This window comes from Adlercreutzia sp. ZJ304 (genome assembly GCF_011039075.1).
GTDB lineage: Bacteria > Actinomycetota > Coriobacteriia > Coriobacteriales > Eggerthellaceae > Adlercreutzia_A.
Window position 1 is genome coordinate 23,293 of sequence record NZ_JAAKEG010000012.1, and the last position, 16,999, is coordinate 40,291.

15 protein-coding genes are annotated in these 16,999 nt (G+C 47.5%); all 15 read left to right on the forward strand.

Annotated elements, in window-relative coordinates; all coding sequences use genetic code 11:
- Positions 1–48 precede the first annotated feature (48 nt).
- The 15 genes from G7Y46_RS07335 to G7Y46_RS07405 all read left to right on the forward strand — a co-directional run bounded on the left by G7Y46_RS07335 (position 49) and on the right by G7Y46_RS07405 (position 16,965).
- Positions 49–327: a NifU family protein gene (locus G7Y46_RS07335; protein ID WP_165061663.1), complete on the forward strand. Its 279-nt coding sequence runs from the start codon at positions 49–51 to the stop codon at positions 325–327.
- Positions 327–617 carry a hypothetical protein gene (locus G7Y46_RS07340; RefSeq protein WP_165061661.1) on the forward strand — a complete coding sequence of 97 codons (291 nt, stop codon included), beginning with the start codon at positions 327–329 and terminating at the stop codon, positions 615–617. Before G7Y46_RS07335 ends, G7Y46_RS07340 begins: the two co-directional genes overlap by 1 nt.
- Before the next feature lie 53 nt (positions 618–670).
- Positions 671–910, forward strand: a complete 240-nt coding sequence (locus G7Y46_RS07345) for a UDP-N-acetylmuramoylalanyl-D-glutamate--2,6-diaminopimelate ligase (protein ID WP_165253672.1) — start codon at positions 671–673, stop codon at positions 908–910.
- 2 nt (positions 911–912) lie between these two features.
- Positions 913–1,758, forward strand: a complete 846-nt coding sequence (lgt, locus tag G7Y46_RS07350; protein WP_165061658.1) for a prolipoprotein diacylglyceryl transferase — start codon at positions 913–915, stop codon at positions 1,756–1,758.
- A 150-nt stretch (positions 1,759–1,908) separates the two neighbouring features.
- A complete protein-coding gene (locus tag G7Y46_RS07355; RefSeq protein WP_165061656.1) occupies positions 1,909–2,289 on the forward strand; it encodes a desulfoferrodoxin family protein in 381 nt (126 codons plus the stop codon).
- Positions 2,290–2,643: 354 nt separating this feature from the next.
- Positions 2,644–3,015: a hypothetical protein gene (locus G7Y46_RS07360; RefSeq protein WP_206214187.1), complete on the forward strand. Its 372-nt coding sequence runs from the start codon at positions 2,644–2,646 to the stop codon at positions 3,013–3,015.
- Between the two features lie 220 nt (positions 3,016–3,235).
- Complete coding sequence (locus G7Y46_RS07365; protein ID WP_165253674.1) at positions 3,236–4,423, forward strand: ATP-binding protein; 1,188 nt, start codon at positions 3,236–3,238, stop codon at positions 4,421–4,423.
- An 84-nt stretch (positions 4,424–4,507) separates the two neighbouring features.
- Entirely contained in the window at positions 4,508–5,332 is an 825-nt protein-coding gene (locus G7Y46_RS07370) for an ATP-binding protein (RefSeq protein WP_206214188.1), read from the forward strand.
- Positions 5,333–5,843: 511 nt separating this feature from the next.
- Positions 5,844–8,663 carry a leucine-rich repeat domain-containing protein gene (locus G7Y46_RS07375; RefSeq protein WP_165253676.1) on the forward strand — a complete coding sequence of 940 codons (2,820 nt, stop codon included), beginning with the start codon at positions 5,844–5,846 and terminating at the stop codon, positions 8,661–8,663.
- A gap of 183 nt (positions 8,664–8,846) precedes the next feature.
- On the forward strand, positions 8,847–10,694 hold the full coding sequence (locus tag G7Y46_RS07380; protein WP_165253678.1) for a hypothetical protein: 1,848 nt from the start codon (positions 8,847–8,849) through the stop codon (positions 10,692–10,694).
- A gap of 460 nt (positions 10,695–11,154) precedes the next feature.
- Positions 11,155–11,328, forward strand: a complete 174-nt coding sequence (locus G7Y46_RS07385) for a hypothetical protein (RefSeq protein ID WP_165061640.1) — start codon at positions 11,155–11,157, stop codon at positions 11,326–11,328.
- Between the two features lie 205 nt (positions 11,329–11,533).
- Complete coding sequence (locus tag G7Y46_RS07390; RefSeq protein WP_165253680.1) at positions 11,534–11,707, forward strand: hypothetical protein; 174 nt, start codon at positions 11,534–11,536, stop codon at positions 11,705–11,707.
- 162 nt (positions 11,708–11,869) lie between these two features.
- Entirely contained in the window at positions 11,870–14,737 is a 2,868-nt protein-coding gene (locus G7Y46_RS07395; protein WP_165253682.1) for an InlB B-repeat-containing protein, read from the forward strand.
- Between the two features lie 75 nt (positions 14,738–14,812).
- The gene (locus G7Y46_RS07400; RefSeq protein WP_165253684.1) at positions 14,813–15,454 is read left to right on the forward strand and encodes a flagellar protein FliS; all 642 of its coding nucleotides are present in this window, start codon (positions 14,813–14,815) and stop codon (positions 15,452–15,454) included.
- Positions 15,455–15,951: 497 nt separating this feature from the next.
- Complete coding sequence (locus G7Y46_RS07405; protein ID WP_165253686.1) at positions 15,952–16,965, forward strand: hypothetical protein; 1,014 nt, start codon at positions 15,952–15,954, stop codon at positions 16,963–16,965.
- Positions 16,966–16,999 lie beyond the last annotated feature (34 nt).

Sequence of the window (16,999 nt, forward strand, 5' to 3'; positions counted from 1 at the left end):
CTGTGTTATGATTCCCGAGAAAAGCATCTACATTTGATTGGAGTTAATATGCTAGATAGAGAAAAAGTTTCGGAAGTTCTTGACCAGATTCGTCCCAGCCTGCAGGCTGATGGTGGCGATGTTGAACTTGTTGACATAACCGACGATGGCATTGTTGTTGTGGAATTGCAGGGCGCTTGCAAGGGTTGCCCTATGTCGCAAATAACGCTGGCTAATGGCGTTGAGCGCATTTTGAAGGATCGCATTCCCGAGGTAAAGGGCGTGCGTTCATCAGATATTCCAGCCGACTTTGATGCTGCGTCGTTTTTCGGAGGTCAGCCTGCATAGTGGCAGCTTGTTGGGAAATACGCGGTTGCGATGACGAAATGCAGGGCAGGTGCCCGCATAATATACCCGGAGAACCTTGCCCTGCCGATTGTCATTTTGCCGCATGTACGCGCCCGTCGCATGTTGTTTGCGACGATTTAGATTTACTGCTGAACCCAGATCGCGACTACGATTTTGCCAATAAGGAAATATGCCGGTTTTGCGAATTCTTTTTAAAGAATGGTCCCAATGTGGCTGACCGCCCAGAGGGCTATGTGCGCAAAGGCAATCCGAATAGGTTTATACTTTAGTAGTTGGCGTTTAGTGGTCGGCGCAATGCTGGCGTAATTAAGGAGGTGTGCAAATGGCTAACGAGATGTATTCTTTTGTATGTCCGCATTGTGCATCTGCGCACCTGAATATGTTAGATTACGAATCTTTGATGGTCTTGCGTGCCGATTTGGGGCTATTTACAATTCATTGCTCTGCGTGCGGTCGCAAGATTTCTCTTTTGCGCCCCATTCCATCGTGTCTTGCTAATGAAGTTACGCATGCGGCTGAAAAAGTTAATGCCGGTATGGGTCATAAGCGTGCGCAGGGATAACTATGCTTAATGCCCTTTATCACGCTATAGATCCTATTGCTTTTCAGATAGGACCTATTGCTGTACGTTGGTATGGTATTGCGTATGTGTTGGGTTTTGCGCTTGCTGGTTTTTTGATATATCGCACAGCTAAACACTGGAAGCTGAATTTCACTATTGAAGATATACTGACCATAATGTTGTGCGTGATGATTGGTATTATTGTGGGCGCTCGTTTGGGATACTGCCTGTTTTATGGTGAAGGCTATTATTTCACGCATCCGCTAGACATTTTGGCGGTAAATCAGGGCGGCATGAGCTTCCACGGTGGGCTTATAGGTGCGCTTCTTGCGGGAATAGTAGTGGCAAAAATTACGCATATTCCTTATCTCACATTGGCAGACTTGGGTGTTATAGCTGCGCCTCTTGGTTTGTTTTTCGGCAGATTTGCGAATTTCATTAACGGAGAGTTGTGGGGCGCGCCAACCGATTTGGCTATTGGTGTTGTGTTTGGTGGTGCGGCTGGCAATATTCCTAGGCATCCGACACAGCTGTATGAAGGCGTGCTTGAGGGATTAGTTATTTTTATTGTGTTGTTTGCTCTTTCGCGCAAGCTGCCGCCGCGTCCGCGCGGAACTTTTCTAGGTTGCTTTCTGGTAATGTATGGCGTTTTCCGCTTCCTAATAGAATTTGTACGACAGCCCGATATTCATCTCGGCTACATTTTTGGCGGCTGGCTAACTATGGGGCAAATTCTAAGCGTGCCGCTTATTTTGGCGGGTGTGATATTTCTTGTGTATGCCCGAAAGAAACAACTTGCGCAGCTGGGGTCGCAAGGGATGCCGGAAGAATCTGAGGAAGCTGCGTAAATTAATGCGTAATGCGGCAAGTTTGGCGCTAACAAAGTTGAACGTGGCATAAATTAACACGAAGCTAACAAAGCTGAATGCATGCTGCATTTACGCAGATGTTCAGGATAAAATAATCAGGTTATTACATCAAAGCGAAAAGAGGCAGTTATGGAGATTAAATTTTATAAGTGTGAGCATTGTGGGAATATAGCGCTGAAAGCTGTAGATAGCGGAGTGCCGCTGGTCTGCTGTGGCGAGCCAATGGTGCTGCTTGTGCCCGACACTACCGATGCAGCGCTTGAGAAGCACGTTCCAGAGGTAAGCATTGAAGGTAATTGCGTGCACGTAAACATTGGCAGCGTCGATCACCCGATGACTCCTGAACATTACATCCAGTTCATTTGCTTGGTAAAAGATGCATCGTATGAAATTCATCCACTTGCTTCTAGCGATGCTCCTTGTGCAGATTTTTATCTTGGCGAAGGTGAGCGCGCTGTGTCGGTATATGAGTATTGCAACATCCACGGGCTATGGAAGAAAGACCTGTAAAAAGGATATTTTTCATACCGTTTCAAACTACAACGACCACCTCCGGGTGGTCGTTTCTTTCTTTCTTTAGAAAACTTCTTGAAGGCATAAAGAATATTTTTATGGCGTTGTTGCTGTTGAGCAGGTTGCATATACGGGCCGCTTATGAAACAATACTTTTTGGAGGTACGAATAGTGCTTCTACCAAGTCGCCGAAGGTTATCCTTCGGCATCTTGCTATCTGAGAAGGAATTTAGTGCGAGAGCTATCAATATTTTGTGATGAATCAGGCGGGATGGGCGGTACATCTAAATATCGTCTTGTTACTCTTGTCTTCCATTTCGATATACATTCTTTGCATATAAGCGAAGTGAGGTGCAGGGGGAGAGCAAGTATATTGCTCGTTTGAAAAAAGATCTTGTTGTTTTTCTTTCCAATAATCTTGATTATTTTCAGTCGTTCGACAAAGTAAAGATCTATTACGATGATGGTCAGCAGACAATCACCAATGCGCTGCATGCTGCGTTCGAATACGAACTTTCCAAGCAGGCTCTTATGTATAGAAATGCTTCGCCGAAAGAGTATAGGCTAAGTCAGGTGGCGGATTATTTGTGCACGCTTGAACTTACGGCTTTAAAGTTTGATGCTTGCGAAATTACCTCCACCGACGAGGTGTTCTTTGGATTATCTGCTACTACTTTCAAGCGTGATTACCTTAAAAAAGTTAGAAAAAAGCTTGCAAAATAAGCGAAGCCTTCCGTGCGATCGTCGTTTTCTATAATATATAAACAGTTACGACGGGGCGTGCGCGAACGGAGAGATACCTAAGCGAAAGCCCTATTTTTACGTAAAAAATCTTCCGCAAGTCTGTAATGCCGCGTGCTTTTTCAATTTTGTGCATCGTGTGTATACCCTATTGAACAAATTTGTTTTACTATTGAACAAATTTGTTCAATAGGAGGACAAAATGACGGTATGCCCATATGAACGTTCAGTCGTAAACACTTTGGTAGACCGCCTAGAAGCGCCTCGGCGATTCATCCAAATGCTTGTGGGACCTAGGCAAACCGGTAAAAGCACCGCTCTTCGGCAAGCTGTCAAAAAGATATCTATCCCTCAGCACATAGCACTTGCCAGTATCGATTCATCCAGTCGAGATTGGCTGCGGGCTCAATGGACGCAGGCGCGCAACATGATATCGCCTGATAATCCTGTCGCCTTATTAATAATTGATGAAGTGCAGTTGGTTGACCAATGGTCTGCAGTGGTAAAAGAGCTTTGGGATGAAGATTCTTGGTCGGGAATAGACCTTCGTGTTGCGCTTAGCGGACCGTCGTCTCTTTTGCTGCAAAAAGGGTTAAAAGAAGGGCTTACTGGCAGATTTGAAATTATTCGTAGCACGCACTGGGATTATTTGGAATGCCGTTCCGCTTTTGGGTATTCTCTCGACGATTTCCTTTTCTATGGGGGTTATCCTGCCAGTGCGCAGCTTATTTCGGATAAGTCTAGGTGGCTGGATTATATGAACGATGCCGTTATAGAGCCCAGTATTTCTCGTGATGTAATTTCGCTTGATGAAGTGCGTAAGCCGGCTCTTATGCGGCGGCTCTTTTATCTGGGCGCTCCTTATTCTGGGCAAGAGCTGTCGTATCGCAAAATGCTTGGGCAGCTGGACGATGCGGGCAATGCGACCACACTTGCCCATTATCTCGAATTGCTAAACGGCGCAGGTCTTCTTTGCGGTTTGCAGAAACACGACCCAAAATTGCTGCGCCAGAAAGCCAGTTCGCCTAGATTGATGGTATACGACACTTCTCTTATGACTGCCGTTTATGGGCTTAATCGCGAATATCTATTAACCGATCCTGAACGCAGAGGTCATCTTGTTGAAAGTGCGGTAGGCGCCTATCTTTTGGCAAGGTCAATCAAGGAGCGCTTCGATGTTTACTGGTGGCGCGAGAATAACAGCGAAGTAGATTTTGTTTTACATAACGGAGAGGCTGTAACCGCTATTGAGGTTAAGAGCGGACGTGTTAAATCGCTAAAAGGTACAACCGAATTTCTGCGTCAATATCCACATGCAAAACTGATTGTAGTAGGTTCAAACGACGCGCCTTTAGAGCAGTTTCTTTTAGGAAATACTTCTCTTTTTTAGGAGACAAATTAAAATATTTTAATTTGCTATGGAATTATCTGATAGTATTAAAATAATTTAATACTATCAGGGAGGCGGCTGTGGTTGCTCGGGAGCTTTAACTTTCGCGAGTTTATGATGTATCGAGAGTGGGAACTTAGCGAAGGTGCGGTGGGTAATCAGCATCAGAGCAGGGAAGATCTTCTACAGGAATATCTTATATGGGGCGGCTTTCCTTTGGTCTGCGCTCAGCACGAGGACGAGTCGCGGCGAGTGGTCTTGGATAATCTGTACAGTTCGATTGTTCTGCGGGATATTATCCAGCGCAACCATATCGCATCGCCGATCGCATTGGAGAACGTGCTCGATTTTTTGATTGGTAACTCTTCTGCGACGGTATCGGGAAACAACATTGCCAAGGCGCTCTCTGATTCTGCCAGAAGCGTTTCTGCTCCTACGGTTTACGACTTGCTAAGGGCGATTGAGGAATCGTATGTGGTGAACAGAATCGAGCGCTACGATATTCGCGGCAAGAAAAAACTGGCTTTCGAGACTAAGGAATACGTCTGCGATCTGGGTTTCTTTCACATGAGAAAAAACCGGGTTAAGGATGAATGGAGTTGTGTCGTAGAAACAGTTGTTCTTAACGAGCTTCTTTCGCGGGGTATGCGCGTTTATATTGGGAAGACCCACCGTGGCGAGATTGACTTCATAGCGGAAAGCGATGGTGGACGTTGTTATATTCAGGTGGCATATCTTATGTCAGATAAATATACGATCGAGCGCGAGTTCGGCGCCTATGATTACGTTAACGACAACTATCCGAAGTACGTTGTGTCTATGGATCCCATTGCGTTGAGCCGAAGCGGTATTGTTCATCTGAGATTGGTGGACTTTTTAAGCGATGAGTCGCTTTTGAGGTTCGGGTAAACAGGGCGCAACCTTTTGCAGTTGCTTTAGGAAATTGGCAAAAGTGGTCAAAACTTCCGACTTTCCACGGTCGGATTGCCGTATAGCTGGCTTGAATTGTGGAGAACACTGGGCAAACAGCATTTGATGGTGCATCTATAGGGGCTATTCTGTGCTTTTCACAGTGGAAAGCTGGAAGTTTTGACCATTTTTCTAACTTTTTTGAACTAGGAAGCTTCAACCGACTTTGTATTTGTATTTCTGCGGCGGAAGGGGCTTGGATATTTCCTTGGATTGCAGTTGAGTTGCGAAGTTTCTGGTGTTAATAACACACATACTTACACTTTTCGTTTATGAGTTAATTATGAATTTGAAACTTCACTCCTGTCAGGAAAGGGCGGGGCGTGTTATTTTACGGACTGGCGATGCCTAGCATCGTTGAAGTATCGGGAAAAGCACCGCTTCATTTTTCGGGAAAATAGCGCTTCGGCGCAATGAAGCAGCGCAGCACATAAAAGGGACGAGTTTCACTATGCCTACCTTGAGTATGCCCTCTAGGGTCATATCTGGCATGCTTGCAATGTCGTTGGCATGCGGGTTTATGCCTATTGCAGCTTTTGCTGATAGTGCTGATTCTTCTAGCGAAGTTGATGACCAAAGGGTAGCGTCTAATGTCACGCTTCATCAGACCGACGCTGAACCTGAAATAGTTTCTGGCAATATTGCTCTTACCAATGAAGCCGAATTGCAGCAAACTCTGATTAGCTACAACGGTTTGAATTTTGAAATCAACCAAGCTGCGCCGGATACGGTTTCATTAGTGGGTTGGTCAACAGCTGCGCCGAAGGGCGAATTTGTCATCCCGCAGGTTGTGAAATACGGCAGCAAGTCCTTTACGGTTACATCTGTCGAAAATTGCTGGGGGGGGTTCAGTGAATTAACCTCTGGTCAGGTTGATCCCCAAAATTTTAAAAATTTTTCGACCGCTAACGCGGCAACTACCAATGAAGGTACGGGTGAAAATGCGCCCGCCGCAAATGCAACCGCCGCGAATGCGACTGCAGCAAATGTAACCGCTGCAAATGCGACTGCAGCAAACGCGCCTGCTGCAAATGGCGAAAACGCTGCAGAACTAAATCCTTACACAACCGAATATTTTACCGATGCGGAAAAAGCACCTGAGGTAACCTCAATTACAATTCCGGCTACAGTCGAAGAAATCGATTTAGCTTTCTTCCAATTATTCCCCAATGCTCAGGCAATAACTGTTGCCGAGGGCAATCAAAACTACAAAAGCAATAACGGCATGCTGCTAGACGCAGCGCAAACTTGCCTCCTCCTTGTCCCAGAGGGTATGGAGGGCATCGCCGTGCTCCCTGAATCTTTGGCCGCTGTCCCTGCTTGCGTAATTACCCGTTGCATAAAGCTTTCTGGCCTTAGTTTTCCTGCAGGGAGCACGCTTGATGCGTCTCTGGTAACTCGAAATGGGATTCTATATAGCAAAAATATCAACTCTGCCGGCGCAACCGATGACACGCTTACTTTGCTTGCCGCGCCTGCCGGCATAGGCACAAGCGTTGTAATAGACGCTAATTGCACAGCCATAGCTGAAGGCGCTTTTTGGGGTTGTCCCAATTTAGCTACCATCGTGGCTGGCGGTAATGTGGGCAGCATTTTCAGCCCGCAAGGTGGCGAAGGTGGCGAAACCGGCGAAACCGGCGAAACCGGCGGAGCCAGCGAAACCGGCGAAGGCATCCCTGCGTTCAACTCGCAAACTATAGAAAACGCCAACGTCGCGTTTCGCGTGTCGGCAGACAATTTTGAATCCGCAGCCGCTGCATGGCGCGCTGCTGGCTTTACCAAGTTCACCGAACCCGCCCAGCCCGGCGACACCATTACTCCAGAAGACGGGCAGTCGGGTTTCGCGTTCACAATGCTGCCCGACTACACGCTCTCTGTCGGATGGGTGGGCGAAAGCAAGCCCGATGCAGCAATGCAAGTGCCCGAATACGGCATCTTAAACGGCGTGGAATATACAGTGTCGGCTGTGCAGGACGCCGCATTCCAAGGCTGCGAAAACTTGGTAACGGTGAATCTGCCGGCAACTGTAACCTCTATTGGTGCCTCTGCCTTCGAGAATTGCGCCAGCTTAGCAACAGTGCAGTTTCCGGGCGGTCTTAGCAGCATTGGCGCAAACGCATTCGCGAATACTGGGCTGTGCAGCGTGGTGCTGCCCACGGGTCTTGAGACTGTTGGCAGTCAGGCGTTTGCGGGTCTTGCCGACACGGTAATTGTGGCTCTGAACAACAACGCGAAAGATGTTGCCGCCGATGCGCTGGCTGGGTGCCGCAATGTGTCGGTTTATGTGCCGCACAGCACAACCGGCGAATACGCATGGAAGACCGGCTTAACTGCAAGCGGCAATCATCTGTATCCGTATGGCGTGAAGTTTTCCGATTCGCTGTCTAACTTGGCGGTAGGAGATCAGCTGCCAATGTTTGGCGAAGACGGCTACTTTGAAGCGCCGGGCAATATAGAGGTTGCGTTTAGTTATAAAGCTGCCGCTATCAGCATAGATACTGAAAACTACACGGTGTCTGCCAAGCGCGAAGGCGAGTGGCGCATAGATATCGACTTGCGCTTGCAGGTGCCAGAAGTGGTGGCTGGTCAGCAGCAAATGCGTAACTTGCAGCTGTCTCCTGCGGCTTTACGTATGGGGCAGGATGCGGCGCGCGCCACAGCACCAGCGCCAACATTTTCTACAGTGCAGCGCCAGCTAAAGAATTTGGGCGTGGCGCAAGAAACAGGCACTTATTCTGTTGGGGGCACAGTTCGCTCTGCCGCACAAATTACTGTGGCTGTGCCTATGCGTGCCGTGTTTGACACAACTGCAACAAGCACCAACGGATACGATGTAAACGCCAACACAGATACTGAAGGCGCCGTGCTTGTTGCCAATTGCTACTTCGAAAACCGCTCTACCGATGGACAGAATGTCCAACTTACAAATGTGAAATGCGAAGGCACCGATGAAGGTGTTGGCGCAATCTTGCAGCCGCGCACCGGTACGGCGCTTAACCAGACAGAAATGTTTGGCTTAAGAACCGCCGATAGTGCATCTGATGCAATTACATTTGGCTACGGCGACACCGTTAATTCTAAACCTGTCACCGCCGGTAGTTTCGTGGTTCCATCAGGCGAAAACAACAAGCTAGACGTGCAATTTACGCTAGATCTTGCAACAAAAACCAAGCTAACCGAGTCGTTCAAAAGCGGCATAGACGCGCATACAACCGAGCACGACATCGTGAAGGTCATCTATACATTCCAAGCTAATAGTACTACAGGTTAGGGGTTGCCATTGGTAAATAGCATTTTTCAGCGGCGCAAGAGAAGCCGCGCAGCTCCAATGTGGCTGCTTGCAATCCGCCGGCAGTAATGGCGGGTTCGGAAATTTAAGCATCGGGAAAAGTTCGATTGTATCGCTTGGGAAATTGACATAAGTCAAGGCGTAACTTTCGAAGAAGGGAACAAGATGAAAGCAACAGCAATACCAAAGAAAGTGGCTTGCATAGCGTCAGCGTTGGCGTTGTCGCTTACTATGGTGCCCGTGGTGCCTATGGTGGGCGGTGCAGATACGCAAGCGCTAGCTGCCGAAGGCAGCACAGACACACCGCCTGTAATAAGCGTTACTGCGCCTTTCAAAGTTACATTTGGTAGTAAGGAAAACCCATACGACATTAATAACCCTACCAACTTCATGAGTACTACCAGCTATTTCCAAAATGGTGGCACACTAGGGCTTAGCGTGTATGAAGTTGAGTGTAATGCGCCGGCAAATTATGGAGCCAGTGGTACCATCCCTGTTGTAGTGAAGAGTACAACTGATAAGGCTGCGCTGAATACGGGAGACAAAAACCAAAGGCTATTTAGCGTATGGGACGCCAGTAAGGCTGATAGTGAAGCCATACACTTCGGTTATGCTAATAATGGCGACACCAACAAACTAAAAATACAGGATCAATCAATAAATAAGCTTATTGCCGTTCCTCAAGGCAGCACAACAAATGTGAACTATCGCATAAACTTAGGCAACGGTTTATGCAATGCTGCAATTAATCCAGATGCAGCTCAGTCTTATGACAGTCGTGTTCGTCAAGACCTCGGCACAGTAAAATTCACATTCGGTCGCTGCGCCCCAATTGGTGATGAAAGATTAACGAAGAAAGCTAACGAAGTTGAAAGTGCGGGTAATTGCGAAGCGCTTTTCGATCAGGTGTCCAATACGGTATTTTACTTGCGTGATGCTGCGTCAAAGCAGGTTTATTCACTCGATCAGGTGAAAAAGTCTGCAACACAGTTATCAGAACTAAATGCTAGTGGTGCTGGAAAAGAAAAACAGTCGCTATACTACGATATGTATCAGCAGTTCATAGAAAGCGACGAAGGCGAAGACTACGAATGCCGCACTAAGTGGACATTGCCCGACGATGCCACACTTGCCGATCCTACGAAGCAATATACTATCGGAAGTCCTATTACAATAGCAAAAGAATCGGTTTATCGTCTGCGTATTTTAGATACACTTTACGACTACGACACCGAAAATAACAGAAAAGCTGGAATTACTTTCCAGTTTAAAAATGCGTATAACAAAAATCCAAATGCGAATTTGCAGATGTATAAAAGTGCGGAAATTGCGGCAAATAATGGTTATAAAGCGTCTTGGATACGTGCAATTATGAATCCGGGCAATCCAGATGATCAGTATAACAATGAGGAATTTGGTACCGATACAAATGAAATCTGGAACGCAATTCCAAGTGATATGCAATCCAGAATTGTGCAAATTGGAAAGTTTGCTAGCACAAATGCTGAAGCTTGCGATCAGGTTTCAGCACCAAGCAAAATAGCTGCTTTGAATAAAGAGCGACTATTTATAGCAAGTTACGCAGAGACTTTTGGTAGTGAAAATATAATTATTTCATGCGGTGCAATAGAAGTTGATAAATGGGCGTGGCTAAAATACGAAGGTTCATCTGATGGAACTGAGCAACCATCAATAACAGTTCAGCCGTACAAATTCTATAGTGATCTTGATAGAGAATTCATATCCACACCTAAAGATGCTGCAGCTAATAGAAAATGGTATCTTGATTATATAAATTTAATGAGATACGACGATGGTTTTCCGGGTGATATGGGTCAGGGACCAATGTTTAGATCTTTGTATCCTTTTGGCGGCGAGAAAGGTGTCGCTGCATATGAGGGTTTATCTGGAAATACAATGAATCTTATCCCGGAGTATCCTAATGTTCTTTTTGACGATGGTACATTCGTAGCCAGCATGGGCAGAGCATTACATCCCTGCTTCTGTTTCTAAAGGTGGGCAGTCGTAAGTAGCAATTTAGCAATCTTATAAAAATTGAACCTATCGGTCGGGTAGGGATGGGTTAGTAAAACTCTGCCCGACCAACAATCTAATAACAGTGCTCTAGCGGGCATTTTAGGTAAACACATGCATGTGGGTAGGGCAAAGTGCGCCAAAATCCAACCTTCGTCCACCCCACATTGCAAATGTTTCACATGAAACATTTTGACAACTAGCACTTTGACAATCGAATAGAAGATTTCGAATCAAGCATAAAAGTAAAGCACCGACCCAAGGGAAACTACATCCCCATGCCAGTGCTTCACTAAATATTACCTTATTGCATGCATGTCTTCTATTCGGTTGCCACATATAAGCACTTTGACAATCGAATAGAAGACAAGGTTTAATTTGTCCGTTTTTCGCAAACTATCTACAATGTGGGTAAGCATTCGGAATCAAGGAGTTAATCATGACGCAAACTGATGAATCGCGAATGCGGGAATCTGAGTTAAAGAGCGAACCGGAAATCAATTGGGATGACCCTGCCATGATTAGACCGGATGAAAAAACTGGCATTACCATTCTCCCAGCAGAATTATATTTCCCTGAAGATGATGGTTTGTATGACGACTTAATAAAATAATGCCTGTTGCGTAGTTTCCTTAACTAAATATTTGTCTTCTATTCGGTTGTCAGAAATGGCAGCCGTTTTTGTTGTGCGGTATTGGCAACAAAAGCGATGCCAAAAGAAATGTTTCACATGAAACATTTTGACAACAAGCACTTTGACAATCGAATAGGCATGCAAGTAATCTTATGCAATAAGCTAGGCATGAGAGGTGGATACAATGGAGCCAATTAAAACTATGGACGGCAAAGTAGTTACCGAAGAAATGCTTGACAGTTTTGAGGCTGCATTAAGTCAAGACGACTGGGCGGATAATTGGCAATTCACCGGATCGATAATAGAGGGTGCACCGCCTCTAAATACTGCTAATGAAATGCTGGCTAAGACTGTTTAAGTAAACTCAATATATTAAAGCGTCGCGCTGCGGCGCATATGTCCTTGCATTCCTATTCGGTTGTCAGAAATGGCAGCCGTTTTTGTTGCGCGGCATTGGCAACAAAGGCGGCATGGGAACACCAAGCGGGCTAAGCGCCCGATGACGAAGGAAGCGAATGGCATGTTAAGGACAGCAACCTTGCACGATATTCGAAAACCGATAGCGGCCGTTATTGCAAGCGTAATTGCGCTTGTTTGCGCATTGGTTGTGGTGGCTTGGGCACCATCGGGCGCATTTGCAACGGAAATAGAATATACGCAGGACTTGGGTGTTTTTGTTGGCGCTAACAAAGTGAAAGATGGAAGCGCGGGGCTTGACGAAGAGCATTTCCGCGACCCGTCTAGCGTGGGCGCTTCTGCCAATGTTGACTTAGGCATTTATGTCGGGTCGCCTTCCGAAAGCGAGCAAATAACCGGTTCCGACAACAAAGATACCGACCATTTCCGCGACCCGTCTAGCGTGGGCGCTTCTGCCAATGTTGACTTGGGTATTTATGTTGGGTCGCCTTCTGAAAGCGAGCAATCGACAGGTGCCAAAGACGAAGAGCATTTCCGCGACCCGTCTACTGTCGGCGCTACGGCTGATGTAGATTTGGGAATTTATGTAGGTGGCGCAACCAACCCTGCAGATAGCCAGATGCAAGATGTTGTCGACGGTGGCACTGGTGATGGCAACCCGTCCGAAGCCGGCAAAATTCAGACAAGCACCGACCTTGGCATATACGTTGGCGATAATGGTTTAACAATAACTCGCCCGGGCACAACGGATGCAAGTGGTAATACCAGCGTTGGCATAACTACCGACTTGGGTATATACGTTGGCAACGGCGAAAGCGATCCTAATATCACTGGCACCGATACTCCGAATTTGGACGAGTACAGCACAACAACAGATTGCAATGTTGACCTTGGCATATATGTTGGCGAGCTTAGCAGCGAAACTGAAGTTGGCACCGATACTCCGAACCCGGACGAGTACGGTACAACCATAGACCACAACGTTGACTTGGGTATATATGTTGGCGACGGCGCAACCGATCCTAATATCACCGACACCGATACTCCGAAGTTGGACGAGTACAGCACAACTATAGACCGCGAAGTTAACCTAGGTATTTATGTGGGCGGCACCATTGATTCCGAAACTGGCACAGGTGCGGTTAACCCATCGACCACGCTGGCGATACGTGTTGTTAACCCCGAAGTTGAGCCTGACGTTACAGAAGCCGATACGGCGCGTACAACTTGGCAGCTTGGCGATGCAAGCGGTGCCAAGTGGGCTGACAATACAACTAATGTAAAGAGCAGCTTTGTGAAAATTCCCGCTGGCGGCAGCGTGGCGGCTGGCTCTGAACTGCCGGGTGGTGGCAACCCTGAGGCAACGTATCAACATGTGTCTGGTTGGCAGGTTGTAGATAAGTCTGATGGTGCTACCAACACTAGCACGGTTGCGGCTGATGGATTAGGTGCATTAACACTTCAAGGCAAGCACGACTACACATTTACGCCGCTTTGGGAAGGCAAGGAATACAGCGTTACGCTTAACCCGAACGGTGGCAATGTTTATGGTTCTACATCTCCTGTAACCAAGACATACAAATACCCTGATGCGTTCACTACGCCAACATACCCGGATGTGTGGCGTGCAGCTAAGGATGCTAATACCGCTTATGAGTTTGCGGGTTGGTATACAGCGCTTGACGCTTCTGGCAAGGGTGTAGGCTCTGCTGTTACCAGTGTTACTGCTGAAAGCGGAATAACCGAACTTCATGCAGCTTGGAATGAGATAACTATTAGCCCGGATGATCCGCCTACTTCCGGGGAATACGCAACGATTAACTTCGTGATAAGCGGCGGACCAGCCGGTGCACCAAGCGCGCCTCCGGATATGTATGTGAAATATGGCAACAAACTTGCTGTAAGCAGTTTGCCGCAGCCCGCATCTGTTGAGGGCTATACATTCAAAGGCTGGTATTCGGATTCGGCTTGCACGGCGGATGCTGCAAATATAGATAGCGTTACTGAAAACATCACTTTCTATGGTAGATGGCAAAATAACAGCAATGCAATAGTTACATTCGATGCAAATGGTGGAAGTTTCGATGGTGGTGCACCCACTACTACGGTTGATGTTCCTATTGGTGATGCGCTAAACAGCGTTGCGGGCTTCACTTATCCCAAAGTTACGCGCACGGGCTATTTGTTTGCAGGCTGGTATACAGGAACGCCCAGCGATAGCGGCGGCGTGCAGCTTGGAAGCGAATGGGATATTTCCACCTCAATCAATAGCGATTTAACCCTGTATGCCAAGTGGATTGCGCTTGTAAATGTAGATGTTCCGGTAGAAGCGCAGATACAGCTAGTACATACAGGCACCGGGGCTGCTGGCGATGAATTTGTGGTGAACGCAAAGACATTCGGTCAGTTCCAGAACAGAAGCGATGTGAACATTGGCATATACGATGTGACCAGCGTGGACAACGCCGCTGCCGCGTTGGCTGAGCTGGATAAAGGCGCAGCGGATGCTACCGACGCTAGTAGCAACTACAGCAAGTCGTATCTGACCATACTTGCTAAGAAGGATGGCAGCGCGGTTGTATTGCCTGAAGGCGGCTTTGCGGAATTGGATAAAACAATTCTCGAAAGTGGTTTACCGGCTTCTGCTTACCAAATAAGCACCGATTTAAGCCAGTTCAGCGACAACTTCTGGATTTACAAGTACCAGCTGAATGCTGAGATGGCGAATGGCCCCGGCGACTTGCGCTTAACTTCACGCAATAGCGAAGTCATGTACATAGAGCCTGCCACTGGCGAAGGCACGGCGCTTGTGCCCGGCAAGCTGCCGGTGTACTACGGCGTAACTTTCGACACCGGTTTCGACATTACGAAAGCCGATTTGGAAGATTTGAACGGTCTGAAAAAGATTGCAACTTTGAAATACACGATAGGCGTATACGAGCCGCCGGCTTCGGCAGGATCCGGCAGCTAGGGCTAGCAATTGTAGGGCGCTGTGGGCGCGAAGAATGTAGAAGCGCGTTGCGCTAAGACAAGAAAAAGGACAGAAATGACAAACGACAACAACAATCAGCGACTAAGCGGAAAAGTGAACATGCGGGTGCCCGGCGGGAATTCCGAGCAGGCTCCGGGCAGACCTAGCGCCAGCAGGCGACCAAGTGCGCAGGGCGCTACTGCTGCGGTGTCTGGGGAAAATCGCAAGAAACGCACCGTGATTATTGTAATAGCGTGCGTTGTGGTGGCGCTGGCTGCATGGTTGCTTATTTGGCTGTTCGCGTGCAACGGAAACAGCTTGCTAGACCCGAATGCGCGGACCGGTCAGGCGCCTTACAAGAGCCAAGAAGAAATGCAGGCGGAAATTGACCGCGTGGTTGAGGAAGGCATGTTCAACATTTCTATTGCCAGTGTTATTGAGTTTGCCGACGGTGCATCGAACGGGACGGCATACATCGAGAACGTGCCGGGCAATCAGTACAACATGCAGGTTGTGATAACTGACGATACGACCGGTGAGGTGCTCTACGAAAGCGGAATGCTTCAGCCGAATCAGTACATCGAGAACATTACGCTGACGAAAGATTTGGACGCTGGCACTTATGCTGCGACTGCCACATTTACGGCGCTTGACCCCACAACATACGAGGAAGTAGGGCAAGCCGCCGCAAAGATAACGCTGAACGTGGCAGCTTAGGGATGGAAGGAGAGAGCGGGGATATGCGCTGGGGTGAGCAGGCTGTGGAGCGAGCGGGGATATGCTCAGTCGCGCGTGTCTTAAAAATGTTTCACGTGAAACATTTTTGAAGTCACCAAGAACGTAAGAGCAGGTAGGGGTGGCTGCGGAATGCTCAGTCGCTCTGCAGTCCTCGCTCTGCAGAAATGTTCACAGAACATTTCTGTTCGCTGCGGAACTCGCTTTGTGAGCACACCCCCGCTCTCTCCAGTTCCTTGGAGCAACTGAAAGAAAGGTTTTAGAAGAGATGCATTACAGGCAAAGACAGTGAGGGCTTCTGTGACGTTTCAGATTGGCGCGAAAGACATGCACCGCACGCCTCTGTGCGGCGGTGTATGGCTTGAACGCCAAGGTGAAATGTCACAGAAGGTCGCAACGTCGGCCCGTTCCGGACGCCGATAGGCGTGCGGAACACAAAAAGCAGGACGAAATGGCTGATAACTAAAGGAGGAAAAGCCATGAAGAAGACTAGTAAGGTTTTGAGCGCTATAGGGCTTAGCGCTGCGCTGGCTGTAGGAACCGCACTGCCAGCATTCGCTGCACCGGCAGCACCGTTCGACGAGATAGGCGAAAGTACTGAAGATAATCCTGCACCAAAGGTCGATGAATACGGTCAAGTGGATAATGGTGCAACAGAAAACTTTAAAGACACTAACGATAGTGACAGTGTAGAAAAGAAAGAAGCTACAGCAAGCACGGAAGCATATCTGGGTGCTGTCACCTATCAGATAGATGCAACGCTTCCCTTGAAGATTGCTATGGTTGGCGATATGGGTGGCGGCAAGCTGATGACCCCGCACTCTGGCATTTACACTATCACCAACAATAACGACCAAGCTGGTCTTGTAGTTTCTGGAATCGAAACCGAAATGTATGCAGGTGACGGTGTTACTGTGACCACAGGTACAACTCAAGTTGATTGGCTGCCAAGTAAGGGTGAGGATATCGCCATAGCGGAGGATCCAACTTCTTATAATCCGTATATAAAGATAAGCGATACTGATGAAGCTCAAGTTTCTGCTAAATACGGTGTAATTGCAGCCAATTTGACAGCCGGTTATTTTGACAGCACTGCCAATGTTTCCGATTCCGCTAAGAAAGCAGATCGGACATTTGTGAAGCAGGAAACTACTGCCAAAATTGTTGGTGACGTTACAGCTGACGCTGGTGGTTCCACATATGTACAAATGAAAAAAACGATTAACAATTTGAATTACATCATTCCTCGCAAGGGCAATACTACTGTAGAATCTGCTGGAGATGCTAGTGGTAAGGTCTTAGCGAACGAACTAGGTCTGCAGCTTGATGTAGCTAGCTCGAAGCTTTTGAACTACAACGAGGAAGCAGGATTCGTTAAGGCTTTCACCATCAAATTCACTGTGCGTGCACCGCAGCATGTTGCAGATCTCAAGAAAGATTCAACTGGTAATACAGATTTCTTCGACCAATGGGATATGTACAAAAGCGCATAAGCCACTAACAACCTACAACAAAAGGAACACTCGA

Bases quoted from the DNA above. Each gene is read 5' to 3' on its own strand.
- G7Y46_RS07335 (WP_165061663.1), top strand. From the start codon at position 49: ATGCTAGATAGAGAAAAAGTTTCGGAAGTTCTTGACCAGATTCGTCCC.
- G7Y46_RS07345 (WP_165253672.1), top strand. From the start codon at position 671: ATGGCTAACGAGATGTATTCTTTTGTATGTCCGCATTGTGCATCTGCG.
- lgt (WP_165061658.1), top strand. From the start codon at position 913: ATGCTTAATGCCCTTTATCACGCTATAGATCCTATTGCTTTTCAGATA.
- G7Y46_RS07355 (WP_165061656.1), top strand. From the start codon at position 1,909: ATGGAGATTAAATTTTATAAGTGTGAGCATTGTGGGAATATAGCGCTG.
- G7Y46_RS07365 (WP_165253674.1), top strand. From the start codon at position 3,236: ATGACGGTATGCCCATATGAACGTTCAGTCGTAAACACTTTGGTAGAC.
- G7Y46_RS07375 (WP_165253676.1), top strand. From the start codon at position 5,844: ATGCCTACCTTGAGTATGCCCTCTAGGGTCATATCTGGCATGCTTGCA.
- G7Y46_RS07380 (WP_165253678.1), top strand. From the start codon at position 8,847: ATGAAAGCAACAGCAATACCAAAGAAAGTGGCTTGCATAGCGTCAGCG.
- G7Y46_RS07385 (WP_165061640.1), top strand. From the start codon at position 11,155: ATGACGCAAACTGATGAATCGCGAATGCGGGAATCTGAGTTAAAGAGC.
- G7Y46_RS07390 (WP_165253680.1), top strand. From the start codon at position 11,534: ATGGAGCCAATTAAAACTATGGACGGCAAAGTAGTTACCGAAGAAATG.
- G7Y46_RS07395 (WP_165253682.1), top strand. From the start codon at position 11,870: ATGTTAAGGACAGCAACCTTGCACGATATTCGAAAACCGATAGCGGCC.
- G7Y46_RS07400 (WP_165253684.1), top strand. From the start codon at position 14,813: ATGACAAACGACAACAACAATCAGCGACTAAGCGGAAAAGTGAACATG.
- G7Y46_RS07405 (WP_165253686.1), top strand. From the start codon at position 15,952: ATGAAGAAGACTAGTAAGGTTTTGAGCGCTATAGGGCTTAGCGCTGCG.